Here is a 24,417-nt window from a genome sequence, read left to right as displayed (position 1 = left end):
GCCGACAGGGAAGAGGGCACATTGAGCCAGTACTACGACATGGGTGACCGGACCCTGTGGAACCCGTCGAACGGGGCCTCCCGGCTGTTCCTCGCCCAACTGGGCGTCTACCAGGCCGAACTGGGGCTGCCGTCCGGCATCGGCCCCATGGAGAACGACGAGTGCCGGATCGACCCGGTCGCGTTCAAGGAGTTCGTCGACGCCCTGATCGCGTGGCACCGGACGACGACGCACGCCGTCATGAACGCGCTGTCCGAGGGCTTCGTCGCCACGGTCCTCGTCCTGGCGGAGCGGGCGGGCGTCGAGGTGGACTGGCCGACGGCGGACTCCGCCGAGGACGGCGTCCGCAGGGACGTCCAGGTGCCACCGGCCCCGGCCGTCCCCGACGAGGCGTGGGCCACCGCCCTTCGGGACACGGCACATGAACTGGCCCGCTTCATGGCGGCCTGAGGCCCCGGACAGGCGCCCCGCCGGGACCCGGCCCGTCGGGCCGCTTCCTAGCCCGCCTTGCGGCGGCCGACCTGACGGCGGCCGACCTGACTGCGGACCGCGCCCATGCTCGCCGCGATGACGAGGGCGATGGCGACCGCGTCGAGGACGCCGAGGGCCTGGTGGAGGATGAGGAAGCCCGCGGTGGCGGCGATGGCCGGTTCCAGACTCATCAGGATGGCGAAGGTGGGGGCGGGCAGGCGGCGCAGGGCGAGGAGTTCGAGGGTGTACGGCAGGACGCTGGACATCAGCGCGACGGCGAGGCCCAGACCGATCGTGGACGGCACGAACAGCTTGTCGCCCGCCGACACCAGGCCGAACGGCAGGCTGATGACCGCGCCGACCGCCATGGCGAGCGCGAGCCCGTCGGCCTGCGGGAAGCGACGGCCGGTGCGGGCGCTGAAGACGATGTAGGTGGCCCACATGGCGCCCGCGGCGAGCGCGAATCCGGCTCCGGCCGGGTCGAGCCGGTCGAAGCCGCCGCCGCTGAGCAGGACGACCCCGGCGAGGGCGAGGCCCGCCCAGAGCAGGTTCACCAGGCGGCGGGAGGCGAGCACGGAGAGGGCGAGCGGGCCGAGGACCTCAAGGGTGACGGCGGCGCCGAGGGGGATCCGGGCGACGGAGAGGTAGAAGAGAATGTTCATGCCGGACATCGCGGCGCCGAAGGCGAGCACGGTGCCCCAGTCGGCGCGGCTGTAGCCGCGCACCTTGGGGCGGCAGACGATCAGCAGCACGGCGGCGGCGAGCACGAGCCGCAGCGTGACGACGCCGAGGGCGCCGGCGCGGGGCATGAGCAGGACGGCGACGGCGGAGCCGAACTGTACGGAGAGGCCACCGGCGACGACGAGGGCGACGGGCCCGAGGCGGTGCCCGGCGCCGGACTTCGCCGCGGAAGCGGCCGCGGGGCTGCCCGCGGGCGCCGCCGCGGGTCGGGTCGCCGCCCCGGCGGCCGAAGCGTCCGGTGAGGCGGTCCGCGCGGGGGCGGTGGTGAGGTCCTTGACCGGGCTTTCCACCGGCGCGCTCCTTGCAGTACTCGGGCCCGAGGTCCACTCCAGTGGACCCCATGGTCCACGGTAGTGGACCGGAGGGGGGTGTTCCAACCCCCTTTTTCACGCTACGGGGCCCCGCGCGGCACCGGAAATGCCGATTGGGCTGCGGTTATGCTCCGCACGCATGAGCCGCACCCAGATCGAGCTGCGTCATCTGCGCTGTTTCCTCGCGATCGCCGACGAGGGCAACCTGACCCGGGCCGCCGCCCGGCTCCACCTCACCCAGCCCGCGGTGTCCCGCACCCTGGCCGCGCTGGAGAAACACCTCGGAGTACGGCTCGTGGACCGCACCACCCACCACCTCGCGCTGACCCCGGAGGGCAGGACCTTCCGCGACCGGGCGACCACGGCCGTCGCCGCCTTCGACGCGGCGGTCGACCCGGCCCCGCTCGCCACGCGCCCGCTCCGGCTCGGCCACGCCTGGTCGGCCTTCGGCCCGTACACGACTCCCCTCCTGCGCCGCTGGCAGCGGGAGCACCCGGAGACGCCGCTCGAACTCCTGCGGATCGACGACCGGACCGCCGGGCTGCTGCGCGGCGAGGTCGACGCGGCGCTGCTGCGCGGGCCCGTGGACCTGCCGGGGGTCGCGACGGAACCGCTGCTCACGGAGCCCCGCGTGGCGGCGGTCCCGGCCGACAGCCCGCTCGCCGAACGCGCCTCGCTCACCCTCGCCGACCTGGCCGACCGCACGGCGGTCCTCAACGCGGTCTCGGGCACGACCACCCTCGCCCTCTGGCCTTCCCCCACCCGCCCCCGCACCACCCTGACGGTCGCCAACACCGACGACTGGCTGGCGGCGATCGCGGCGGGCCGCGGCATCGGCGTCTCCTCCGCCTCCACGGCCACCCTCCACCCCCACCCGGGCGTCACCTACCTCCCCCTCCGCGACGCCCCGCCACTGCCGGTGCTGCTGGCGTGGCGGGAGGGGGCGCGGCATCCGGCGACGGGGGCGCTGGGGGAGGTGGCGCGGGCGATCGTACGGGAGTCCTGAGAGCGCGCGCCCGCGCCCGCCCGCCACAACGCCGCGACACCGCAGTCCGACAGCCCCGCAGTCCGACAGCCCGGCGGCCCGACAGCCCGGCGGCCCGGCGGCCCGGCGGCAGCACAGCCCCGTCAGAGCACGGCGAGCCGGTCCACCACCAGCTCCACCCGCAGCCCGGCCTCCGGCGCGGGCAGCCTGCCCTCCCGGGTCAGGGTCGCGAGGCCGTGCAGCGCGGCCCAGAACACCTCGGTGAACAGCCCCGGGTGAACACCTTCCCCGGCGACCTCACCGAGGCATTCGAGGAGCGCGGCGAAGGCGTCCTTCAGTGGCTCCGGGGTGTCTTCCGCCGCGAAGGCGAGGCCGCCGTCGAGCCGGAACATGGCGTCGTAGACCGCGGGATTGCGTTCGGCGAAGTCGAGATAGGCGCGGGCGAGTCCGAGGACCCGCGCGCGGGCCCCGTCCGCGGCGGCGGAGGCGGTGGCGGCGCGCAGCGCCACGGCCATCTCGGCGGCGCCTTCGAGGGCGACGGCCCCGATGATCTCGCGCTTGCCGCGGAAGTGGCTGTAGAGGACGGGCTGGCTGTATTCGATGCGCTCGGCGAGGCGGCGGGTGGTGACGGCGTCCCAGCCCTGCAGCTCGGCGAGTTCACGGGCCGTCGCGACGATCAGCCGCTCACGGCCGGCCCGCTCGCGCTCCTTGCGTTCCTGTACCGACATCTTTCGATGCTAGCACCGCTAGACAACCGAGCGGCAGCAGTACTAGCGTTGCTTCGTCAGCTAGCAACGCTAGAAAACAGGAGGAGCCGTCATGCTCAACGCACTTCAGGTCGTCACCACCGTGACCGTCGGCTTGATGGTGGGGGTGGAGTTCTCCGTCGCCTTCGTCATGAACCGGATCTTCGGCGCGCTCCCCGAGGACAGCGACCAGATGGCCCGCGCCCACGGCGGCCGGCTGCTCGGCGCCCTGATGCCGTTCTGGTACATCGGCTCCCTCGTCCTCGCCGCCGGCTGGGCGGTCGCCGGATGGCACCTCCCCGGCACCGGTCTCGTCGTCATCGCCGCCGCGCTGCTGATCGTCAGCGTGCTGATGTCGGTCCTGCTGCTCGTCCCGATCAACAACCGCGGCAAGACCTGGACCCCCGAGACCCGCCCCGCGGACTGGAAGGAGCAGATGAACCGCTGGGACCGCTACCACTACGGGCGGGTCGCGGTGATCGTCGCCGCGTTCACGCTGCTGGTGACGGCGCTCGCCTGAGGGCGGGCATCACCCGTACGGGTGGGCATATGCCAAGGGCATCACCCAAGCGGCAACTGCGCCCTAGCTTCGCCGCATGGTCACTTCATCCCATGAAGCGTCACATCGGATCTTCCAGGAGCGCCCGGAACTGCTGGCACCCGTCTTCCAGATCCTCGGTGTGCCGCTGCCCGCGCGGGCGGCGATCGACGTCCTCACCCCCGACACCACCGAGATCAAGCCGCTGGAGCGCCGTGTCGACAGCGTCCTCCGTGTCGAGCCACCCGACGGCGACGGCTTCCTCCTCGCGATCGAGGCGCAGGGCCGCCGCGATCCGGACAAGGCGTCGAGCTGGACGTACTACCTGGGCTACCTCGGCGCCAAGCACCGGCTCCCGGTGCTCCTCCTCGTGGTCTGTCAGGACCAGGCCACGGCACGCTGGGCCGCCGGTCCGTTCCGCAGCGGCTACGGGGACTGGACCTCGATCAGCGTCCACCCCCTCGTCCTCGGGCCCGGCAACGTCCCCCTCATCACCGATCCCGCCGAGGCCGCGCGCAATCTCGCGATGGCGGCGTTCTCCGCCGTGACGCATGGCACCCACCCGGAGGCCCCGGCCATACTGGAAGCCCTGGCGACAGCGCTGGGCACGGCCGGCGGGGAATCCGCCTCGTACTACTCGGAATTCTTGGAGATCGGCCTGGGCGACACCCCGGCCAGGGACATCTGGAGGAAACTCATGGCTGTCGGCAGCTACTTCCCCGGCCGGGGCACACTCGTCGAGGAGACGTACCTCAAGGGCAAGGCGGAGGGCCTCGCCGATGCCGTGCTGCGGGTGCTGGCCGCGCGTGGGGTGGTCGTGCCCGAGGAGACCGCGCGGCGGATCTCGGACTCCGACGACCCTGACGAGCTGACCGGCTGGCTGGCCCGCGCGTCCGTGGCGACGGACATCGCCGAACTGTTCCCGGACGCCTGAGCCCCACCGGCCCGCCCGCCGCGAATCGCGCGGGAGCGGGGGTCGTGCAGGGGGGTGGGTCCGGGACGTAAAGCGTGATTTGTGGCGCGGGAACAAGGACCCGAACTCATCAGGACCGGGCCCCGCGCCGTAAATCATGCAGTCCCGGACCCCCCCCCCGGCCCCGCCCCCCCGCCCCCCCCCCCCCCCCCCCCCGCCCCCCCCCCCCCCCCCCCCCCCCCCCCCCCCCCCCCCCCCCCCCCCCCCCCCCCCCCCCCCACGCATCACGCACCCGCACCCGCACCCGCACCGCCCCCCTACCCGTCCAAATCCAACGCCTCCGCCAGCACCTCCACCACATGCCGCGCCGGATGCCGCTCCGCCGCCAGATGCCCCAGCTGTGTACGGCACGAGAACCCGTCCGCCAGCACCACCGCCTGCGGCCCCGCCGCCCGCACCGCAGGCAGCAGCCGCTCCTCCGCGCACGCCACCGACACCTCGTAGTGCCCCGGCTCGAAGCCGAAGTTGCCCGCGAGGCCGCAGCACCCGCCCGCCAACTCCCCCCGCAGCCCCACCCGTTCCCGCAACCGCCGGTCCGCCGCGTCACCACCCACCGCGTGCTGGTGGCAGTGGGTCTGCCCGACCACCTCCCGGTCCACCCGGGGCGGCACCCACTCCGGCGCCAGCTCCTCCAGCGCCTCCGCGAACGACCGCACCCGCCCCGCGAGCCGCGCCGCTCGCGGGTCGTCCGGCAGCAGCTCCGGCAGGTCCGAACGCAGCGCCGCCGCGCACGACGGCTCAAGCACCACCACAGGACCGCCCCCGGAACCCTCCAACACATCCAGCGTCCGCCGCATCACCCGCCGCGCCGCCCCCAACCGCCCCGTCGACACATACGTCAACCCACAGCACACCCGCCCCGGCGGCAACGCCACCCCCAGCCCCGCCGCCTCGAACACCCGCAGCGCCGCCACCCCCACCTCCGGCGCCAGATGATCGGTGAAGGTGTCCGGCCACAACGTCAGCACCGGCGGCCGGCCCGAGGCCCGCTCCGCGAACAGCGACACGAACGAACGCTCGGCGACCCGCGGCAGCGCCCGCTCCCCCGTCACCCCGGCCAGCCGCGCCGCGAACGGCAGCCCCATCGCCAGGTTCAGACCCGCCCCGAACCGGTCGAGCAGCCGCGGCAGACCACCCATCGTCCAGTGCGACCGAGGCCGCCGCCACGCCCGTACGCCCCCGTAGTGACCGGCCAGGAACCGCGCCTTGTACGCGGCCATGTCGACGCCCACCGGGCAGTCGCTCCGGCACCCCTTGCAGGACAGACACAGATCGAGCGCGTCCCGCACCTCGACCGACCGGATCCCGTCCGTGACCACCTCGCCGAGCGCCATCTCGTGCAGCAGCCGCGCCCGCCCCCGCGTGGAGTGCCGCTCCTCCCCCGTGACCCGGAACGACGGACACATCACGTCCGACCCCGGGCCCGGCGAACCTCCCCCCGAGACGCGGCACTTGGCCACCCCCACGCACCGAGCCGCCTCCGCGCCGAGCCCGACCACCGGCAGCTCCGCCCCTCGCAGGCCCGCCCCCCGCAACCCCGCGAACCGCAACCCCGAATCCAACGGCTCCGGCCGCACCAGCATCCCCGGATTCAGCCCGCCCTCCGGATCCCACAGGTCCTTCACCTCGCCGAACAGTCCGACAAGCGCCGCCCCGTACATCTTCGGCAGCAGCTCCGCCCGCGCCTTCCCGTCCCCGTGCTCACCGGACAGCGAACCCCCGTGCGCCACCACCAGGTCCGCCACCGCCTCCGAGAACTCCCGGAACCGCCGCACCCCACCGCCCGTCCACAGATCGAAGTCGATCCGCACATGCACGCACCCGTCACCGAAGTGTCCGTACGGGATCCCCCGCAGCCCGTGCGCGGCGAGCAGCGCCCTGAACTCCCGCAGATACGCGCCGAGTCGGGCGGGCGGCACCGCGCAGTCCTCCCAGCCGGGCCAGGCGTCGCCGCCGCCCGGCAGCCGGGTCGCCGTGCCCGCCGCGTCCTCCCGGATCCGCCACAGCGCCCGCCGCGCCGCGCCGTCCGTGACGACCACCACGTCCAGCGCGTCGGCGGCGCCCGCCAGCTCCCGCCCCGCACCCGCCCCGTCGACCTCGACGAACAGCCAGGCGCCGCCGCGCGGCAGCCCCGCCGCCGCGCTCTGGGGCACCAGATCGGCGGCCATCCCCTCGACCGTCAGCGGCCGGTACGGCAACAGGCCCGCCGCCGCGTCCGCCGCCGCACTCTCGTCCGGATAGCCGAGCACGACGAGCACCGGCTCGGCGGGCAGCGGCACCAGCCGTACCGTCGCCTCGGTCACCACCCCGAGCGTGCCCTCGCTGCCGCACAGCGAGCGGGCCACGTCCGCGCCCCGCTCGGGCAGCAGCGCGTCGAGCGCGTAGCCGGAGATCCGGCGGGGCAGCCCGGCCGGGTAGCCGGTACGGAGCAACGCGAGCCGTCCCTCGACCAGTTCGCGCAGTCCGGCCGGGGCACCCCGCCAGTCCTGCCCGGCCCGCAGCCGCCGCCCGTCGTAGGTTTCGACGGCCAACTCCCGCACATTGTCGGCGGTGGTGCCCCAGGCGACCGAGTGCGCGCCGCACGCGTTGTTGCCGATCATGCCGCCGAGGGTGCAGCGGCTGTGGGTGGACGGGTCGGGGCCGAAGGTGAGTCCGTACGGGCGGGCCGCCTCCCGCAGCCGGTCGAGGACGAGCCCGGGCTGGACGACGGCCTCCCGGGCGGCCGGGTCGAGCGTGACGAGCCGGTTCAGGTGGCGGGTGAGGTCGAGCACGACGCCGGTGCCGGTGGCCTGGCCGCCGATGGACGTGCCGCCGCCCCGGGCGACGACGGGGACCCCGTACGTACGGCAGACGGCGAGCGCGGCGGCCACATCGTCGGCGTCCCGGGGGGCGACGACGCCGAGCGGGACCCGGCGGTAGTTGGAGGCGTCCATGGTGGTGAGGGCGCGGGCGGTGACGGAGAAGTCGACGTCCCCGGCGATCTCGCGCCCGAGCGCGGCCCGCAGCTCCCGCAGCTCCTGCGGCTCCCGCACCGGCCCGCCGGACCCGCCACCCGGACCGCCCCGCCCCCGACCCCGACCCCGGTCACCCGCACCCAGGCCCCCGCCGGAGCCGCTTCCACCCACCTGCTCGTGTGATCCCACGACTACACAGTGTCTCAGCCTTCGTCTCATCCGGCGGACATGCTTCTTCACCCGTCCGCCCGACCCGATACGCTCCGCCTCGTGGCCGATATCCAGATTCCCGCTGACATGAAGCCCGCCGATGGCCGTTTCGGCGCGGGCCCCTCCAAGGTGCGTACGGAGGCGCTGGACGCCCTGGCCGCCACCGGTACGTCGCTCCTCGGTACCTCCCACCGCCAGGCTCCGGTCAAGAACCTGGTCGGCGAGGTGCGTGCCGGGATCCGTGACCTCTTCTCGCTGCCCGAGGGCTACGAGGTGATCCTGGGCAACGGCGGTTCGACCGCCTTCTGGGACATCGCGACCCACGGTCTGATCGAGAACACGTCGCAGCACCTCACCTTCGGCGAGTTCTCCTCCAAGTTCGCGAAGGCCGCGAAGCTGGCCCCGTGGCTGGCCGAGCCGACCGTGATCTCCGCCGACCCGGGCACCCACCCGGAGCCGGTGGCCGAGGCGGGCGTCGACGTCTACGCGTACACCCACAACGAGACCTCGACGGGTGTCGCCGCGCCGCTGAAGCGCGTCGCGGGCGCCGACGAGGGCGCGCTCGTCCTGGTCGACGCGACCTCGGGCGCGGGCGGTCTGCCGGTCGACATCAGTGAGACCGACGTCTACTACTTCGCGCCCCAGAAGTCCTTCGCCGCCGACGGCGGCCTGTGGCTGGCGGCGTTCTCGCCGGCCGCCCTGGAGCGGGCGCAGCGCGTGCACGCGTCGGGCCGGCACATCCCGGAGTTCTTCAGCCTGCCGACGGCGATCGACAACTCGCTGAAGAACCAGACGTACAACACCCCGGCGCTCTCGACCCTCTTCCTGCTGAACGAGCAGCTGAAGTGGATCAACGGCCAGGGCGGTCTCGACTGGGCGGTGGCCCGGACGAAGGAGTCGTCGGACGCGCTGTACGGCTGGGCCGAGGAGTCCAAGTACGCGACCCCGTTCGTGACGGACCCGGCGAAGCGTTCGCAGGTCATCGGCACGATCGACTTCGCGGACGAGATCGACGCGGCGGCGGTGGCGAAGGTGCTGCGCGCCAACGGGATCGTGGACACCGAGCCGTACCGCAAGCTGGGCCGCAACCAGCTGCGGATCGCGATGTTCCCGGCGGTCGACCCGGCGGACGTGCGGGCGCTGACGGCCTGCATCGACCACGTCATCGGCCAGCTGTAACCCGCGGCTCCACCCGTACGTACGCGAAGACATACGCGAAGACGAACGCGAAGACGAACGCGAAGAGCCCGGCACGGGCGCCCCGCCCGTGCCGGGCTCTCGCGCGTCCCGGATCTCAGGAGCGCGGTCTCACTTCCGTCGCACGAGGCGCCGCAGGCCGACGACGAGCAGCGTGGCGCCGCCGAGCACCAGCACGCCGACGGTGAAGTTCCCCTGGTCCGCGCCGTCACCGGAGGTCTGCCCGCCGCCGGAGGCGGTCGCGCCCGGGGCCTTCGAGGTGCCGTCCGACGTGCCGGAGGAACCGCCGGCCGCGCCCGGCCGGTCGACGCGGACGACCCGGCTGTGGCTGCCCTCGGAGCCGAACATGAAGGCCGAGCCGTCGGGCGTGTACGTGACCGATTCGGCCTGCCCCTGGAAGGGGGCGCCGACGGAGGTGCCGTCGTCGGCGATGCGGCCGTCCTTCCAGGCGTACTCCTTGGCCGTGAAGTAGCCGCGCAGCACCAGCCGTCGGCCGTCCGGCGAGAAGGCGCCGTCGGTGACCCAGGGCACCTCGCCGACCCGCCGGAAGACGTTGGTGCCGGAGGTGGAGAGCCGGGCGGGGCCTTCATAGAGGCCGCCGCCGTCCTCCTTCTTGCTGGCGATGTAGACGCGGCCGGTCTTCGGATGGACCATCAGCGCCTCGGCGTTGCGGGCGCCGTCCGCGTACTTCACGTCGAACTGGGTGGCGCGCACGGTCTGGTCGCGCAGTTCCCTGGGCTCGGGGAAGCGGTAGATCCAGACGTGGTTCCAGGAGCCGTCGAGGTTGTCGCCGATGTCGCCGACGTAGATGGCGCCGTCGGGGCCGACGGAGATCGCCTCCATGTCACGGGGGGTGCCGACGCCCTTCATGGTGAGGGTGGCGACGGTCTTTCCGGTACGGGAGTCGACGCCGTAGATCAGGGGCGCGTCCTGGTCGTTGTGCGTCCAGTAGATGCCGGGGTGGGCGCGGCTCGCCGCGAGGCCGCTGGATTCGGTGATCCGGGGGTCCTGGAGGGTGAAGTCCTGGTCGGCGGCCCCGGCGGCGGGGGCCGCGTGGGCGGCCGGGGCGGCGGCCAGGCCGAGAACCGGGCCGAGGCCGAGGCCCACGGCCGACAGGAGGGCGGCGGCCCCGAGGGCACGGGCACGGGCTCGGGCGTACGGAGCGGCAGGTCGCATGCCCTCCAGCCTGCCATGGCCCGGCCGGAACGCCCCGGCGCGCCCGGGTGTCCGGGATCACGCCCCCGGCCCGTCCGGTCCGGACGGTCGTCGGTGATGATGTCGACCATGCGTTTTCTGTTCGTCGGCGACAGTATGACCATCGGACGCGCCGGCGACTTCACCTGGCGTTATCGGATGTGGCAGCACCTGGAGACGGTGCTGCCCGGCGGGTACGAGATCGTCGGCCCGCGCAGCACGCTGTACGAGCCGTCCGGCGACGCCCCGACCTCCGACGCGTACGCCGACCCGGCGTTCCCGGCGGCGGCGCGCCGCCATCTGGCGGGCTGGGGCGAGGGCTGGCTGCACATGGCGCCGCTGATCGGCGGGGCGGTGCGGGAGAGCGGCGCGCAGGTGCTGCTCGTCTCGCTCGGTCTGATCGACCTGGGTTTCTACACCAACAGCGACCAGACCGCCGCGAACGTCCGGGCCTTCCTCACCGCGGCCAGGGCCGCCGACCCGCACGTCCGGGCGGTCCTGCTGCCGGTGATCCCGAACGTCCGCGCCGAGGACGAGCCGCCGTTCGCGGCCGAGTGCGCCCGCTTCAACGACCTCCTCGCGAAGACGGTCGCCGACCTCGACACCGCCGCCTCGCCCCTCCTCCTGGCCTCGATCCCGGAGTCGTACACCCTCGCCACCGACACCTACGACGGCACCCACCCCGGCCCGACCGGCGAACACAAACTGGCGTCGGCCTTCGCGGACGCGATGCACCAGGCGTGGGGTCTGGGCGGGCGGTACGGCGGGGTGTGAGGGGTGGGGGGCAGCGGACCGCCGAGGCGGCGAGTTGTCGCCACCCGCGTGCCGTGGTTCCCCTGGCTATCGTTGGAGACGGCGGCTGCTCGCGAACGCGCGGCAGCGGGGAGGAGCGCCACGGTGACCGTCGTAGCGGACGACAGGATCGAGCTGGCCATGAGCAACCGCGAACTGCCCTTGGACGAGCTGTTCGACTGGCTTGAGACCGCCCCCGAAGGACACAGGATCGAAGTCGTCGGAGGGGTCGTCTTCATGGTGCCGCAGCGGGATTCACATTGGGACATCATCCGTGCGGTCGTCCGCGCGCTGGAGGACCGGTTCGGCAGGCACGCCAAGGTGAAGTCGGACGTACGGATCGACTTCCCCGGCGAACGCAACGCGTTCTGCCCCGACGTCGCCCTGATCCGGGACGACGCCGAGAAGAACGACAAGGGCCGCTGGAACTACGAGGACGTCCAGTTCGTCGCCGAGGTCATCTCCAAGGGCACCGGCATGAACGACTACGGCCCCAAGAAGACCGCCTATGCCGTCGCCGGTGTCCCCGTCTACCTCATCGTCGACCCCTACACCGGCCGGTGCATCGCGCACACGAAGCCCGAGGACGGCGAGTACACCGAGGAGCTCCGGATCCCGTTCGGCACCGAGCTGGACCTGACCAAGACACCGCTCGACATGGTCCTGGCGACGGACGACTTCCCCCGCGACTGACGCCGCTGGCCCGACCGGCCCGACCGCAACTCACCAGGCGAACGCCTCCGGGGCCGGGCCCGGGCCCGGGAAGATGTCGTCGAGGGCGGTGAGGAGCTCGTCCGGGAGCTTCAGTTCCAGGGCGCGCAGGGCGCTGTCCAGTTGGTCCTGGGTGCGGGGGCCGATGATCGGGCCGGTGATGCCGGGGCGGGTGAGGAGCCAGGCCAGGGCCGTCTCGCCCGGGTCGACGCCGTGCTTGTCGAGCAGGTCCTCGTACGCCTGGAAGCGCGCCCGCTCCGCCGGGTCGGTGAGCCGCTCGGCCGCCCGGCCGCCCTCGCGGCGGCCGCCCTTGACCTCCTTGCGGAGCACCCCGCCGAGCAGTCCGCCCGCCAGCGGCGACCACGGGATCACGCCGAGGCCGTACTCGATCGACGCCGGGATCACCTCCAGCTCGGCCCGCCGCTCGTAGAGGTTGTAGTGGCACTGCTCGCTGACCAGGCCGACCATCCCGCGCCCGGCCGCGATCTCGTTCGCCTGGGCGATCTTGAAGCCGGGGAAGTTCGACGAACCCGCGTACAGGATCTTGCCCTGCTGGATCAGCACGTCGACGGCCTGCCACAGCTCGTCGAACGGCGTCCTGCGGTCGATGTGATGGAACTGGTAGAGGTCGATCCGGTCCGTGCCGAGGCGCTTGAGGCTCGCCTCCACCGCCCGCCGGATGTTCACGGCCGACAGCCGGTCGTGGTTGGGCCAGGCCGGTCCAGGGCCCTCGGCCATGTTGCCGTACACCTTGGTGGCCAGGACCACCTTGTCCCGGTTGGCCGGATCCTTCGCGAACCAGGAGCCGACGATCTCCTCGGTGCGGCCCTTGCCCGCCGTCTGGCCGTACGTGTTCGCCGTGTCGAAGAAGTTGACGCCCGCGTCGAGCGCCGCGTCCATGATCGCGTGACTGGTCGGTTCGTCCGTCTGCGGACCGAAGTTCATCGTGCCGAGGACGAGGCGGCTGACCGTGAGACCCGTGCGTCCGAGCTGTGTGTACTCCATGGATCTTTAGCCAACTGCCTGGAGTCCACTCAAGGCAAGAGCCCCGGCACCGGCACCACGGATTCGGGTCCTCAGGTACGCGGCATCATCGCGTCACTGGCCCACCAGCGACGCCACCGCGATGATCGCGAACATCAGGACGAGCACACCGGCCATGATCCGGTTACGGGTTTTCGGGTCCACCCTTCGAGGTTAACCCGCCCCGCCGAGCGGCCATGCGGCGACCGTCTCGTACCGCGGCCGCTCCCCCGGCTGCCCACTGGGCAGATTGCTGCGTACGAGCACCAGCTCCCCGACCTCCCACCGGCCGCCCTCGAACCCGTCGAGCGCCGCCACGAACGGCGTCAGGTCCACCGCCCCGGTACGATCCCGGGCCCGGGCCACCGTGAGGTGCGGCGTGTAGCGGCGGTGCTCGTCCATCGACACCCCGGCCCGACGGGCCGCCGCGTCCGCCCGCTCCGCGAGCCGCCGCAACTCGTCGAGGCCACCGGCCGCCCCCGCCCACAGCACCGCCCGCCCGAAGTGCCCGGCCCCGTGCAGCCGCAGCGGGAACGGCGCCGTCCGGTGCGCGGCCCGGCCGAGGCGCTCACTCAGCTCCGGCAGCAGCGCCTCGTCGACCTCGCCCATGAACGCCAGCGTGAAGTGCCAGCCGGGCCGCGCGGTCCAGCGCAGCCCGTCCGCGCCCGGCAGCGGTACGAGCCGGTCCACGGCGGCGGCCAGCTCGGCGAGCTGCGCGGGCGGCGGGAGAACGGCGGCGAAGAGCCGCAGAGAAGCGGGAGCCAAGGGAGCCATGGGAGCGAGTATGGAACGCCTGCCCCGCCCGCACCTATCCTCGCCGGATGAACAACGGCAACGGCAACGGCAATCGCAACGACGATCGCCACGACAACGGCATCACCATCCGGCAGGGCGGGCCGGCCGACGTCCCCGCCATCCTCGCGATACTCGACAGCGCGGTGGTCTGGCTCAACGGCAAGGGCATCACCGCGCAGTGGGGCACCGACCCGTTCACCTCGCGGCCCAAGACAGTCGAACTCGTCGAGCAGGTCGCGGGCGAGGGCATCCCGCTGATCGCCGAGATCGACGGCGTCCCCGCGGGCACCCTCACCCTCACCCCGCACCCGGGCGGGTACGTGGCCCCGGCCGACGAGCCGGAGCAGTACGTCCGCTTCCTCGCCACCGACGCCCGCTTCCACGGCCACGGCGTCGGCGCCGCCCTCCTCGCCCACGCGGCCGAGGAGACCCGCCGCCAGGGCGTCTCGCTGCTGCGGGTGGACTGCTTCGCGGGCAGCGAGGGGCGGCTCGTGGAGTACTACGAGCGCCAGGGCTTCACGCGTACGGAGACGTTCGAGGTCAACGACTGGCCGGGCCAGGTGCTGGAACAGCGCCTTTGATTTGTGGCTCGGTTCGCCTCTACGGGCACAGCCGCACCCGTAGTCACCCCCGGAGGTGAGCCCGCACCGGTCAGTCCGGGGCGGGCCCGCACCTCTCGCTCAGGCCGCGGCCGCAAGCTCAGGGCGTCGCCCCACCGGCACGAACCGCACGCTCGGGTGTCCGTGCTGCCAGCCCAGCGCCACCTTCAGGCCGCCGACCTTCGCCAGGATCAGGCCGATGACCGCCGCCGCCACCAGCGACACCAGGCCGCCGATCGCGAAGCCGACGCGCGCGCCGTACGTGTCGGTCACCCAGCCGAGCAGCGGCGCGCCGATCGGGGTGCCGCCCGCGAAGACCATCATGTAGAGGCTCATCACCCGGCCCCGCATGACCGGGTCGGTCGCCATCTGGACCGCCGAGTTGGCGCTGATGTTGACCGTGAGGCCGATCATGCCGATCGGCACCAGGAGCAGCGCGAACAGCCAGAACGACGGCGACATCGCCGCCGCGATCTCCAGCGCGCCGAAGATGCCCGCCGCGACCACCAGCTTGCGCAGCCGGGTCGAGCCGCGCCGCGCCGCGAGCAGGGCGCCCGCGAGGGAGCCGGCCGCCATGAGGGTGTTCAGGAAGCCGTACGTACCGGCGCCGACGTGGAAGACGTCCTCCGAGAAGGCGGTCAGCCAGATCGGGAAGTTGAACCCGAAGGTGCCGATGAAGCCGACGAGGACGATCGGCCAGATCAGGTCGGGCCGCCCGGCGACGTACCGCAGCCCCTCGCGGAGCTGGCCCTTGCCGCGCGGGGCGCGCTCCACCTTGTGGAGTTCGCTCGGGCGCATGAGCAGCAGGCCGATGATCGGCGCGAGGAACGACAGGCCGTTGATCAGGAAGGCCCAGCCGCTGCCGATCGACGCGATCATGACGCCCGCGACGGCGGGGCCGATGAGGCGCGCGGACTGGAAGTTCGCGGAGTTCAGCGAGACGGCGTTGCGGAGCTGGTCCGGGCCGACCATCTCGGAGACGAAGGACTGGCGGGTCGGGTTGTCGACCACGGTGACCATGCCGAGCAGGAAGGCGATCAGGTACACGTGCCAGACCTGGACCTGACCGGTCAGGGTCAGTACGGCGAGGGCGAGTCCGCACAGGCCGAGCGCGGCCTGGCTGACGAGCAGGAGCCGCCGCTTCGGGTAGCGGTCGGCGATGACGCCGCCGTACAGACCGAACAGCAGCATCGGCAGGAACTGCAGGGCCGTCGTGATGCCGACGGCGGTGGCGGAGCCGGTGATGCTCAGGACCAGCCAGTCCTGGGTGATCCGGGCCATCCACGTACCGGTGTTGGAGACGATCGCTCCGGTGAAGAACAGCCGGTAGTTCCGGATCGAGAGCGAGGAGAAGGTCCCCTTGCTCCGGCGGGTGCGCGGGTCGCCCCGGCGGGTGCGCGAGCGCTGGTGCGCCCGCGCGTAGGTATCGGATTCATGGACGGGGGCGGAGTCTGCTCCGGGTCCCGTACTCAAAGTGCGTCGCCTCCTTGGCGCCTGGGGTCATAGGTGGGCGAGCTTCTCCAGGACCGGGGCGGCGGCGCGCAGCTTCGCCCATTCGTCCTCGTCCAGACCTTCGGCGAGGGTCGCGAGCCAGGCGTTCCGCTTGCGGCGGGACTCTTCGAGCATGGCTTCGGCCTGCTCGGTCTGGCTGACCACCTTCTGCCGACGGTCGTCGGGGTGCGGCTCCAGCTTGACCAGGCCCTTGGCTTCGAGCAGCGCGACGATGCGGGTCATCGACGGCGGCTGGACGTGCTCCTTGCGGGCCAGCTCACCGGGGGTGGCCGAGCCGCAGAGCGACAGGGTGCCCAGGACCGACATCTCGGTCGGGCTCAGCGATTCGTCGACGCGCTGGCGCTTGAGGCGTCGGCTCAGCCGCATGACGGAGCTGCGGAGCGCGTTCACGGCCGCGGCGTCGTCGGCGGTGCCATGGGACAGGTCAGGCATGTATTTAGGATAACTCATTACTTTCCCTAAAGACCAATCGATACGGAGCGATCTGGATCACCCCCAGGGCGGCCCAGCGGATCACCCGCACGGGCGATCCGGGGCCGATTCGCCCACCCTGCGAAAACACGGCGTCGCAATCTGTCACCCAAACGAGTGAGAGCGATCCGGAAAGTGACGCGCGCGGGCCATGAGCGGCGCGAACCTGTCCGGCATGGAATCGACCGTGCTCAGCCTGCGCATCGACGGAGAGCTGCTGGAACGGCTCCGCGGACATGCCGCCAAACGGGGAATGAGCGTCCAGGACTATGTCGTCCGGACGCTCATTCGGGAGGATTTCGACGAGCGGTTCAAGACCGCGGTCGAGGAGACGGAGAAGTTCTACGGCACGGGGCGGGGGCAGGGGCCGGGGGCGGAGCCGGGCCCGCCGCCCGGCTCCGTACCGCACATCACCGATCAGGTCAGGCCGAGCGCCGGCATCGCGTAGTAGAAGACGAAGACCGCCGACACCACGTACATGGCCACCGGGACCTCGCGGCCGCGGCCGGCCGCCAGACGCAGCACGCTGAAGCTGATGAAGCCGATGCCGATGCCGTTCGTGATCGAGTACGTGAACGGCATCATCAGCATCGCGAGGAACGCCGGGACCGCGATGGTGAAGTCGCTCCAGTCGATCTCCTTGATCGAACCGGCCAGGATCAGGAAACCGACCGCGAGCAGCGCGGGGGTCGCCGCCTGCGAGGGCACCATCGTGGCGAGCGGCGTGAGGAACAGCGCGATCGAGAAGAGACCACCGGTCACCACCGAGGCCAGACCGGTGCGGGCGCCCTCGCCGACACCGGCGGTGGACTCCACGAAGCAGGTGGTGGCGGAGGACGAGGTGGCGCCGCCGGAGGCGACCGCGAGGCCGTCGACGAGGAGCACCTTGTTGATGCCGGGGAAGTTGCCGTCCTTGTCCATCAGCTTGGCCTCGTCGCCGACGCCGAGGATCGTGCCCATGGCGTCGAAGAAGCAGGACAGCAGCACGGTGAAGACGAACAGCACACCGGTCAGCACGCCGACCTTGTGGAAGCCGCCGAACAGGCTGAACTCGCCGAACAGCCCGAAGTCGGGCGAGGCCACCGGATTGCCGGGCCACTTCGGGGTGGTCAGGCCCCAGGACGGGACGGTGGCGACGGCGTTGATCACCATGGCGACGATCGTCATGACGACGATCGAGATCAGGATCGCGCCCGGCACCTTGCGGATGAGCAGCGCGAGGGTGAGCAGGGCGCCCAGGACGAAGACGAGCACCGGCCAGCCGGTGAGGTGACCGTCGGCGCCGAGCTGGAGCGGCACGGTGGTGTGCGCGGCGTCCGGGATGCGGGAGACGAAGCCGGAGTCGACCAGGCCGATGAGCATGATGAACAGGCCGATGCCGATCGCGATGCCCTTGCGCAGGCCGACCGGGACGGCGTTCATCACGCGCTCGCGCAGACCGGTGGCGACGAGCAGCATGACGACGATGCCCGCGAGCACCACCATGCCCATCGCGTCCGGCCAGGCCATCCGCGGCGCGAGCTGGAGCGCGACGACGGTGTTGACGCCGAGTCCGGCGGCGAGGGCGATCGGCACGTTGCCGATGACGCCCATGAGGAGGGTGGAGAAGGCAGCCGTCAGGACGGTCGCGGTGACGAGCTGGCCGCCGTCGAGCTGGTGCCCGTACATGTCCTTGGCGCTGCCGAGGATGATCGGGTTCAGCACGATGATGTAGGCCATCGCGAAGAAGGTGGCGAAGCCGCCGCGGATCTCGCGGGCGACGGTGGAGCCGCGCTCGGAGATCTTGAAGTAGCGGTCGAGGGCGGATCCGCCGGAGGCGGGGGTGCCGCCGCCGGGCGCGGGGGGCGTGGCCTGGGCCGTGGCCGTGGAGCTCATGGTGTGGGTTCCTCGCGAGGTATCTATTGGCGGTTCATACGAAGGAAACCCGCCATAGGCAAACCGTTTCAGTATGAACACATGAACGAGGGCCAGTCCATCTCCGCGCGTAGACCCGAAAACCGGCCGCCTAGACTGGCCCCATGGCGAAGTGGACACCGAAGTACGAGGCACCGGAGCCCCTTGAGGGCCCCGTCGTGGCCACCATCACGGGCGGCACGATCCTCTGGTTCGTCCTGTTCCTCGTCCAGGTCCCCTTCTACGGCTGGTTCGCCGACCGCGACCTGACCTGGTGGGTGTGGACCTGCCTGGCCGGTGCGGGCCTCGGCCTGATCGGCATCTGGTACGTGCGGGGGCGCGACGCGGCGCTGAAGCGGTACGCGGCGGAGCGGGCGGCTGCGGCCGACGCGGAAGGCTCCGCGGGCGGCGCGACCGGCGCGACGGGCCCGGCCGGCGCGTAGCGCGCACAGCACGCCCCCAGGGGGCGCACCCCCTTACCCCCTACTGGACGAGCTGATCCTCGTACCACCCCGGGACGATTCCCGTCCTCCCCTGGTCTGATCTTCGGACTTCTCGGCAGGTGACCTGCCGTATCCCGCCGTACCGTCGAAAACATGACTCAGCGGGCGAAGATCGACACAGGTGGCGGCGGGGACGGGCCGGGCGGCGAACCGCCCGCCGATCCGTCCGGCACCGCCACCGGCGCGGCCACCGCCACCGCACCCGTCGTGCACCGGCCCGGCGGTCTGACGGCCGCCGAGGTCGCCGAGCGGGTCGCGCGCGGCGAGATCAACGACGTACCGCTGCGCAGCTCGCGTTCCACCGCCGACATCGTCCGCGCGAACGTCTTCACCCGCTTCAACGCGATCATCGGCGTGCTGTGGGTGATCATGCTGTGCGTCGCGCCGATCCAGGACAGCCTCTTCGGCTTCGTGATCATCGCGAACACCGGCATCGGCATCATCCAGGAGTTGCGCGCCAAGAAGACCCTGGACGGGCTCGCGGTGATCGGCGAGGCGAAGCCGACCGTACGGCGGGACGGCGCTGCCGTCGAGATCTCCACGTCCGAGATCGTGCTCGGGGACCTGATCGAGCTCGGGCCCGGCGACAAGGTGGTGGTCGACGGCGAGGTCGCCGAGGCGGACAGCCTGGAGGTCGACGAGTCGCTGCTGACCGGCGAGGCCGACCCGGTGGTGAAGAAGCCGGGCGACCGGATGATGTCGGGGTCGTTCGTGGTCGCGGGCGGCGGCGCGTTCACGGCGACGAAGGTGGGGCGCGAGGCGTACGCGGCGCAGCTCGCCGAGGAGGCGTCGCGCTTCACCCTCGTCCACTCCGAGCTGCGGTCGGGCATCTCCACGATCCTCAAGTACGTGACGTGGATGATGGTGCCGACCGCCATCGGGTTGATCATCAGCCAGCTGGTGGTCAAGGACAACGACTTCAAGAACTCGATCGCCCGGACCGTCGGCGGCATCGTCCCGATGATCCCCGAGGGCCTGGTGCTGCTGACCTCGGTCGCCTTCGCGATCGGCGTGATCCGGCTCGGCCGCAAGCAGTGCCTGGTGCAGGAGCTGCCCGCGATCGAGGGTCTGGCCCGGGTGGACGTGGTGTGCCTGGACAAGACCGGCACCCTCACCGAGGGCGGCATGGACGTGACCGCGCTGAAGCCGCTGAACGGCGCGGACGAGGCGTACGTACGGAAGGTGCTCGGCGCGCTCGGCGAGTCGGACCCGCGGCCGAACGCCTCCCTCCAGGCGATCATCGACGCCTATCCGGACTCGGTGGACTGGCGGTGCACGGAGTCGCTGCCGTTCTCGTCGGCGCGGAAGTACAGCGGGGCGGCGTTCAGCGAGGGCGACGGCGAGAACTCGACGTGGCTGCTCGGCGCGCCGGACGTGCTGCTCCCGGCCGGTGACCCGGCGCTCGCGGAGGTCGACCGGCTGAACGAGCAGGGTCTGCGGGTGCTGCTGCTTGCCCGTACCGCGCACGATCTGGACTCCCCCGAGGTCGGCAAGGACGCGCGGGCCACCGCGCTCGTGGTCCTGGAACAGCGGCTGCGGCCGGACGCGGCGGACACCCTCGCGTACTTCGCGGACCAGAACGTCGCCGCGAAGGTGATCTCCGGCGACAACGCGGTGTCGGTGGGCGCGGTGGCCGGAAAGCTGGGGCTCGCGGGCGCCGAGAACACGGTCGACGCGCGGACGCTGCCGGCCGGGCAGGAGGACATGGCGAAGGTCCTCGACGAGAACGCGGTGTTCGGGCGGGTCACCCCGCAGCAGAAGCGGGACATGGTGGCGGCGCTGCAGTCGCGCGGGCACACGGTCGCGATGACCGGCGACGGCGTGAACGACGTGCTGGCCCTGAAGGACGCCGACATCGGCGTCTCGATGGGCTCGGGCTCGGAGGCGACCCGCGCGGTCGCGCAGATCGTGCTCCTGAACAACTCGTTCGCCACGCTGCCGTCGGTGGTGGCCGAGGGGCGCCGGGTGATCGGCAACATCACGCGGGTGGCGACGCTCTTCCTGACGAAGACGGTCTACTCGGTGCTGCTGGCGATCCTGGTCGTGGTCTGCCAGGTCGAGTACCCGTTCCTGCCCCGTCACCTCACCCTGCTGTCCACCCTGACGATCGGCGTCCCGGCCTTCTTCCTGGCGCTCGCCCCCAACAAGGAGCGCGCGAAACCGCACTTCGTGCGGCGGGTGATGCGGTACGCGATCCCCGCGGGCACCATCGCGGCGGCGGCCACCTTCACCACGTACCTCCTGGCCCGCCACCACTACACGGGCCCGGGCGCCCTCGACGCCGAGACCAGCGCGGCGACCCTCACCCTGTTCCTGGTCTCCATGTGGGTCCTCGCGATCATCGCCCGCCCCTACACCTGGTGGCGGATCGCCCTGGTCGCCACGATGGGCGGCGCCTTCCTGCTTGTCCTCGTCGTCCCCTGGCTCCAGCACTTCTTCGCGCTGAAGCTGGTGGGCGTGACGATGCCGTGGACGGCGGTCGCGATCGCGGCGGCGGGCGCGGCGGTGCTCGAGTTCACGTGGCGGTGGGTGGGGCGGCGCTTCCCGGCGTAGCGGCCGGGGTCGTCGGACGCGGAGCCGTCCGGCAGTCGCCGCACAGGGGGTGCGGGTCGTGGGTCCTGATCCCGCGCTCGCACCCTTCGCAGCTCACGACGGGCGGGCGCGCCGGATGGAACCGTGGCGCCTCGGCGGGCAGCGGTGGCGGCAGCAGCGTGGCGAGCCGGTGGGCGAGGAACCGTACGGGCCGGTGGATGGGCACATGCGCGGGCGGCAACCCGGCGGTCAGCGTCCGCACCACCTGCGCGGGTGTCGCCTGCCGCGCGAACCACCGGTCGACCTCGGGCGCGAGGGCCCGCACGTCGGGCCAGGAGAGCAGCAGCCGGGGATCGACGACCCGGAGACGGGCGAGGAGGTCGACGGCGGGCCCGGTGAGGGGCTCTGCCGGAAGGGGCGGGGTGGGTGGAGCGGTGTCCGGTACGGGCGGGGGTACGGGCTCCGCGTCGGGATCGGGCCCCGCCGCCTGGGTATCGGCATCAGGCCATGCCTCGGGTTCGGTCTCGGGTTCGGTCTCGGGCCAGTCCTCGGGCCACATCTCGGGATCGGCCTCGGGATCCACTCCGCATTCCGCCTCGGGATCCTCCAGCGGGGCGGGCTGCGGAGCGGGCTGGGGTGCGGGTGCGGGTGCCGGGCTCGCGGCCGGACGCTGGGGGCCGCCGCCGCAGCCGGGCTTGTCGTACCAGATCAGCCGGGTGGCGAACCGTCCGCCGCCGAGCGCGACCCGCCGCCGCTCCAGGTACCCGGCCGCGACCAGCTCGTTGACCGCCCGCCGGATGGTGATCTCACCCTCCGGGAACTCCCGCATGAGCTGCTTGATGGTGATGTCGGCGCCGTCGGGCAGCGACTGGATGAACACCCCGATGCCCCGCGCGACGGCGGACATCCCCTGGAACTGGGCCAGATGGTTCCCGACCACCGTGAAGCTCGTACGGTGCCGGTGTCGCACATGGATCACCCCTGAGCGTGGTGCGCCGAAGGGGATCTCGAACGGGGCGGGGTACGCGGACAGGGTCGCGTTAGACTGCGTGACAGCCATTGGGAAGAGCGCTACTTCCTAAGCGGTAGGCCCTCGTCAGGATTGCCGTCCTGCCGGGGGCTGACTTATTGCATATGCCGTTGTGCGGCTGACCGTACCGCACCCGTCCGGCTACCGGACAATCCTTCACCCGATCGTGTGGCGTGGGGAGTTGGGGGATGGAGGGGGTGGGTTTGGTGTTCCTTGCCCGCCGTACTTACAGGGCGTCGAGTCGTACCGCATCCCGGCCGGCCACGCCCCGGTCGAAGAGACCGACCCGGCAACCGCCGTTGACGCGTCCGTAGGATCCCGCCATGAGAATTCGCGCAGTGGTCTTCGACGTTGGCGAGTGCCTGGTGGACGAGACCCGGGAGTACGGCACCTGGGCCGACTGGCTCGGTGTCCCCCGGCACACCTTCGCCGCCATGTTCGGCGCGGTCATCGCCCAGGGCCGCGACTACCGGGAGACGTTCCAGGAGTTCCGGCCGGGATTCGACCTCTATGAGCAGCGCGAAGCCCGCGCCGCCGCCGGGCACCCCGAGCACTTCGGCGAGGACGACCTCTACCCCGATGTCCGCCCCGCACTCACGCAGCTCCGCGCCGACGGCCTGTGGCTCGGCATCGCCGGGAACCAGACGACACGCGCGGGCGGCATCCTGCGTGAGCTGTTCAGCGACGACGTCGAGCTGATCGGCACCTCCGACGACTGGGGCGCGAGCAAGCCCGACCCCGCGTTCTTCCACCGGGTTGCCGAGGTCGTGCCGTTCGAGCCGGGCGAGATCCTGTACGTCGGCGACCGCGTCGACAACGACCTGCGCCCGGCGGTCACGGCCGGGATGCGGACCGCGCTCGTGCACCGCGGCCCCTGGGCGACGATCCAGTGGCACACCGAGGAGGCGACGAAGCTTCCGACCTTCCGGGTCGAGAGCCTGGCCGAACTCTCGGGGAACATCGTCCAGTTCAACGGGCGAGCGCGCTGACCGTCGTCTCCCACCCGTACGTACCAGGGCGTCGAGCCCTACCGCATCCCGGCCGACCGCACCCCGATCGCCGAGGTCCGCCCCCGCTCGAAGACCTCCCGGGCTCGCGCGTTCCCGAGGTGCGGCCGCAGCGCGGACAGCATGATCCGCACCCGGTCGTCACAGCGCCCCGACCGCACATGGGGGTAGTCGTCGAGGACCCGGTCCCAGACCGAGCACGCCTCCTCCAGCCGCCCGACCGCCAGCTTCCGTTCCGCGAGCATGGCGTTGTAGCGCACCCGCGTGCGCCGGTAGACGGGCTCCCGGAGCCGGTCGGCGAGCTCCAGGGACTCCACCGCGCCCGCGCCGTCGCCGAGTTCGTGCCGTACCTGTCCGACGTGGTAGTTCAGCGCCGACGGGTCGTACGAGCCGAACGCCTTCGCCCGCGACTCCGCCTTCTCCATCGCCGCCTCCGCCTCCTTGATGTGCAGCAGCGCCCGCGTCCGGTCACCGGTCCGCGCGGCGGCGTGCGCCTGCTGCCCGGCGAGGAAAGCGCGCATCCTCGGCCCCGCCTCGGGCGCCGCCGAGGCGGCGGCGTCGGCGAGACGGACGGCGAGCGACCCGTGCCCGAGGTCGACGGCCTGCACGCTCATCCCCCGCAGGGTGGTGCAGTAGGTCAGATGGTCGCCCGCCGCCCCTGCCAGCTCCAGGGCCTTCGTGTAGTACGCCTGCGCGAGCCCGTCCGCACGTTCGTCCATCGCCATGTAACCGGTGAGGTAGCAGTGGTCGGCAGCGGCCGAACGCAGCGCGTAGCGCACGCCATCGGACGCGCTCGCCCGCAGCCCCGGCACGATCGTGTTCACGAGGAAGGCCGCCGCCATGGGCCTGGCCATCCGCCCGCCGAACTTGTCGTCGAGATCGCTGATGTGCTCGGTCATGGCGATGATCGCCTCGACCTCGGCCCGCCCGATCCGCGCGTGCGGGCGGCGCGCGGTTGGGAGCGGGTCGAGCAGAAGGCCGACGCGGAGGCCCTGCCTCCGGCGGGGCCGGACGGGCACGAGGACGCGCATCCTCTGCTGCGCGAGCGGGTCCGGGACATCGCCAGCGGGGGTGAGGGGCTGCTCACCGCCGTCACCCACGAACTGCACGGCGACGGCCGCCTGCTGCGGATCGCGCACATCAGGTCTCCGGCGGGCACCGAGTGGACGGCGTCCGCCGACAACATCCAGCCCGCGCGATGAGCCCGCCCACCCGTCCGAAAAGCGACC

24 protein-coding genes are annotated in these 24,417 nt (G+C 72.2%); 13 read left to right on the top strand and 11 right to left on the bottom strand.

Annotated features, from left to right (window positions below; all coding sequences use genetic code 11):
- The first annotated feature begins 21 nt into the window (after window positions 1–21).
- Window positions 22–450, top strand: a complete 429-nt coding sequence (locus ACIPXM_RS01460) for a DUF6086 family protein (protein ID WP_401650578.1) — start codon at window positions 22–24, stop codon at window positions 448–450.
- 47 nt (window positions 451–497) lie between these two features.
- On the opposite strand, the gene ACIPXM_RS01455 is transcribed toward ACIPXM_RS01460, so the two are convergent.
- On the bottom strand, window positions 498–1,502 hold the full coding sequence (locus ACIPXM_RS01455; protein WP_401650575.1) for an EamA family transporter: 1,005 nt from the start codon (window positions 1,500–1,502) through the stop codon (window positions 498–500).
- A 127-nt stretch (window positions 1,503–1,629) separates the two neighbouring features.
- Between ACIPXM_RS01455 and ACIPXM_RS01450 the strand changes: the two genes are divergently transcribed.
- Entirely contained in the window at window positions 1,630–2,529 is a 900-nt protein-coding gene (locus tag ACIPXM_RS01450) for a LysR family transcriptional regulator (RefSeq protein ID WP_401650572.1), read from the top strand.
- Between the two features lie 122 nt (window positions 2,530–2,651).
- Here the strand turns inward: ACIPXM_RS01450 and ACIPXM_RS01445 are convergent, their stop codons facing one another.
- Window positions 2,652–3,236, bottom strand: coding sequence for a TetR/AcrR family transcriptional regulator (locus ACIPXM_RS01445; RefSeq protein ID WP_401650569.1), 585 nt, complete (start codon window positions 3,234–3,236; stop codon window positions 2,652–2,654).
- A 91-nt stretch (window positions 3,237–3,327) separates the two neighbouring features.
- On the opposite strand from ACIPXM_RS01445, the gene ACIPXM_RS01440 reads away from it, so the two are divergent.
- Together ACIPXM_RS01440 and ACIPXM_RS01435 are read left to right on the top strand one after the other, a co-directional pair.
- Window positions 3,328–3,774, top strand: coding sequence for an anthrone oxygenase family protein (locus ACIPXM_RS01440; protein WP_401650566.1), 447 nt, complete (start codon window positions 3,328–3,330; stop codon window positions 3,772–3,774).
- Window positions 3,775–3,850: 76 nt separating this feature from the next.
- Window positions 3,851–4,726 (top strand): hypothetical protein, encoded by an 876-nt coding sequence (locus ACIPXM_RS01435; RefSeq protein ID WP_401650563.1) that lies wholly within the window; start codon window positions 3,851–3,853, stop codon window positions 4,724–4,726.
- A gap of 296 nt (window positions 4,727–5,022) precedes the next feature.
- On the opposite strand, the gene ACIPXM_RS01430 is transcribed toward ACIPXM_RS01435, so the two are convergent.
- A complete protein-coding gene (locus ACIPXM_RS01430; protein ID WP_401650560.1) occupies window positions 5,023–7,938 on the bottom strand; it encodes an FAD-binding and (Fe-S)-binding domain-containing protein in 2,916 nt (971 codons plus the stop codon).
- Between the two features lie 51 nt (window positions 7,939–7,989).
- Between ACIPXM_RS01430 and serC the strand changes: the two genes are divergently transcribed.
- Complete coding sequence (gene serC / locus ACIPXM_RS01425) at window positions 7,990–9,108, top strand: phosphoserine transaminase (RefSeq protein ID WP_401650558.1); 1,119 nt, start codon at window positions 7,990–7,992, stop codon at window positions 9,106–9,108.
- Between the two features lie 129 nt (window positions 9,109–9,237).
- Here the strand turns inward: serC and ACIPXM_RS01420 are convergent, their stop codons facing one another.
- Window positions 9,238–10,302, bottom strand: a complete 1,065-nt coding sequence (locus ACIPXM_RS01420; protein ID WP_401650555.1) for a WD40 repeat domain-containing protein — start codon at window positions 10,300–10,302, stop codon at window positions 9,238–9,240.
- Between the two features lie 108 nt (window positions 10,303–10,410).
- Here ACIPXM_RS01420 and ACIPXM_RS01415 point away from each other — a divergent pair, with 108 nt between their 5' ends.
- Together ACIPXM_RS01415 and ACIPXM_RS01410 are read left to right on the top strand one after the other, a co-directional pair.
- Window positions 10,411–11,094 (top strand): GDSL-type esterase/lipase family protein, encoded by a 684-nt coding sequence (locus tag ACIPXM_RS01415; protein ID WP_401650552.1) that lies wholly within the window; start codon window positions 10,411–10,413, stop codon window positions 11,092–11,094.
- Window positions 11,095–11,217: 123 nt separating this feature from the next.
- On the top strand, window positions 11,218–11,805 hold the full coding sequence (locus tag ACIPXM_RS01410; protein WP_401650549.1) for a Uma2 family endonuclease: 588 nt from the start codon (window positions 11,218–11,220) through the stop codon (window positions 11,803–11,805).
- A 30-nt stretch (window positions 11,806–11,835) separates the two neighbouring features.
- On the opposite strand, the gene ACIPXM_RS01405 is transcribed toward ACIPXM_RS01410, so the two are convergent.
- Both ACIPXM_RS01405 and thpR read right to left on the bottom strand, forming a co-directional pair.
- Complete coding sequence (locus tag ACIPXM_RS01405; protein WP_401650547.1) at window positions 11,836–12,828, bottom strand: aldo/keto reductase; 993 nt, start codon at window positions 12,826–12,828, stop codon at window positions 11,836–11,838.
- Window positions 12,829–13,020: 192 nt separating this feature from the next.
- A complete protein-coding gene (gene thpR / locus ACIPXM_RS01400) occupies window positions 13,021–13,620 on the bottom strand; it encodes an RNA 2',3'-cyclic phosphodiesterase (RefSeq protein WP_401650544.1) in 600 nt (199 codons plus the stop codon).
- Window positions 13,621–13,667: 47 nt separating this feature from the next.
- On the opposite strand from thpR, the gene ACIPXM_RS01395 reads away from it, so the two are divergent.
- Window positions 13,668–14,222, top strand: coding sequence for a GNAT family N-acetyltransferase (locus tag ACIPXM_RS01395; RefSeq protein ID WP_401650542.1), 555 nt, complete (start codon window positions 13,668–13,670; stop codon window positions 14,220–14,222).
- 99 nt (window positions 14,223–14,321) lie between these two features.
- Here ACIPXM_RS01395 and ACIPXM_RS01390 read toward each other — a convergent pair whose 3' ends face one another.
- Window positions 14,322–15,713 (bottom strand): MFS transporter, encoded by a 1,392-nt coding sequence (locus ACIPXM_RS01390; RefSeq protein ID WP_401650539.1) that lies wholly within the window; start codon window positions 15,711–15,713, stop codon window positions 14,322–14,324.
- A gap of 27 nt (window positions 15,714–15,740) precedes the next feature.
- Window positions 15,741–16,184, bottom strand: a complete 444-nt coding sequence (locus tag ACIPXM_RS01385; protein WP_401650537.1) for a MarR family winged helix-turn-helix transcriptional regulator — start codon at window positions 16,182–16,184, stop codon at window positions 15,741–15,743.
- A 214-nt stretch (window positions 16,185–16,398) separates the two neighbouring features.
- On the opposite strand from ACIPXM_RS01385, the gene ACIPXM_RS01380 reads away from it, so the two are divergent.
- A complete protein-coding gene (locus tag ACIPXM_RS01380; protein WP_401652426.1) occupies window positions 16,399–16,671 on the top strand; it encodes a hypothetical protein in 273 nt (90 codons plus the stop codon).
- Here the strand turns inward: ACIPXM_RS01380 and ACIPXM_RS01375 are convergent.
- Window positions 16,641–18,098, bottom strand: a complete 1,458-nt coding sequence (locus ACIPXM_RS01375; protein ID WP_401650535.1) for an NCS2 family permease — start codon at window positions 18,096–18,098, stop codon at window positions 16,641–16,643. The genes ACIPXM_RS01380 and ACIPXM_RS01375 overlap by 31 nt on opposite strands.
- 143 nt (window positions 18,099–18,241) lie before the next feature.
- On the opposite strand from ACIPXM_RS01375, the gene ACIPXM_RS01370 reads away from it, so the two are divergent.
- Both ACIPXM_RS01370 and ACIPXM_RS01365 read left to right on the top strand, forming a co-directional pair.
- Window positions 18,242–18,559 (top strand): DUF2530 domain-containing protein, encoded by a 318-nt coding sequence (locus tag ACIPXM_RS01370; RefSeq protein ID WP_401650532.1) that lies wholly within the window; start codon window positions 18,242–18,244, stop codon window positions 18,557–18,559.
- Between the two features lie 153 nt (window positions 18,560–18,712).
- A complete protein-coding gene (locus tag ACIPXM_RS01365) occupies window positions 18,713–21,172 on the top strand; it encodes an HAD-IC family P-type ATPase (RefSeq protein ID WP_401650530.1) in 2,460 nt (819 codons plus the stop codon).
- Here the strand turns inward: ACIPXM_RS01365 and ACIPXM_RS01360 are convergent.
- Window positions 21,135–22,211 (bottom strand): hypothetical protein, encoded by a 1,077-nt coding sequence (locus ACIPXM_RS01360; protein WP_401650527.1) that lies wholly within the window; start codon window positions 22,209–22,211, stop codon window positions 21,135–21,137. The genes ACIPXM_RS01365 and ACIPXM_RS01360 overlap by 38 nt on opposite strands.
- A gap of 293 nt (window positions 22,212–22,504) precedes the next feature.
- On the opposite strand from ACIPXM_RS01360, the gene ACIPXM_RS01355 reads away from it, so the two are divergent.
- Window positions 22,505–23,170, top strand: a complete 666-nt coding sequence (locus ACIPXM_RS01355) for an HAD family hydrolase (protein ID WP_401650524.1) — start codon at window positions 22,505–22,507, stop codon at window positions 23,168–23,170.
- A 38-nt stretch (window positions 23,171–23,208) separates the two neighbouring features.
- On the opposite strand, the gene ACIPXM_RS01350 is transcribed toward ACIPXM_RS01355, so the two are convergent.
- Window positions 23,209–24,087, bottom strand: coding sequence for a transcriptional regulator (locus ACIPXM_RS01350; RefSeq protein ID WP_401650521.1), 879 nt, complete (start codon window positions 24,085–24,087; stop codon window positions 23,209–23,211).
- 39 nt (window positions 24,088–24,126) lie between these two features.
- Between ACIPXM_RS01350 and ACIPXM_RS01345 the strand changes: the two genes are divergently transcribed.
- Window positions 24,127–24,390 (top strand): hypothetical protein, encoded by a 264-nt coding sequence (locus ACIPXM_RS01345; RefSeq protein ID WP_401650519.1) that lies wholly within the window; start codon window positions 24,127–24,129, stop codon window positions 24,388–24,390.
- Window positions 24,391–24,417: the final 27 nt, after the last annotated feature.

This window comes from Streptomyces sp. NPDC090025 (genome assembly GCF_044748125.1).
GTDB lineage: Bacteria > Actinomycetota > Actinomycetes > Streptomycetales > Streptomycetaceae > Streptomyces.
This window is presented reverse-complemented; position numbering and strand designations above follow the sequence as displayed.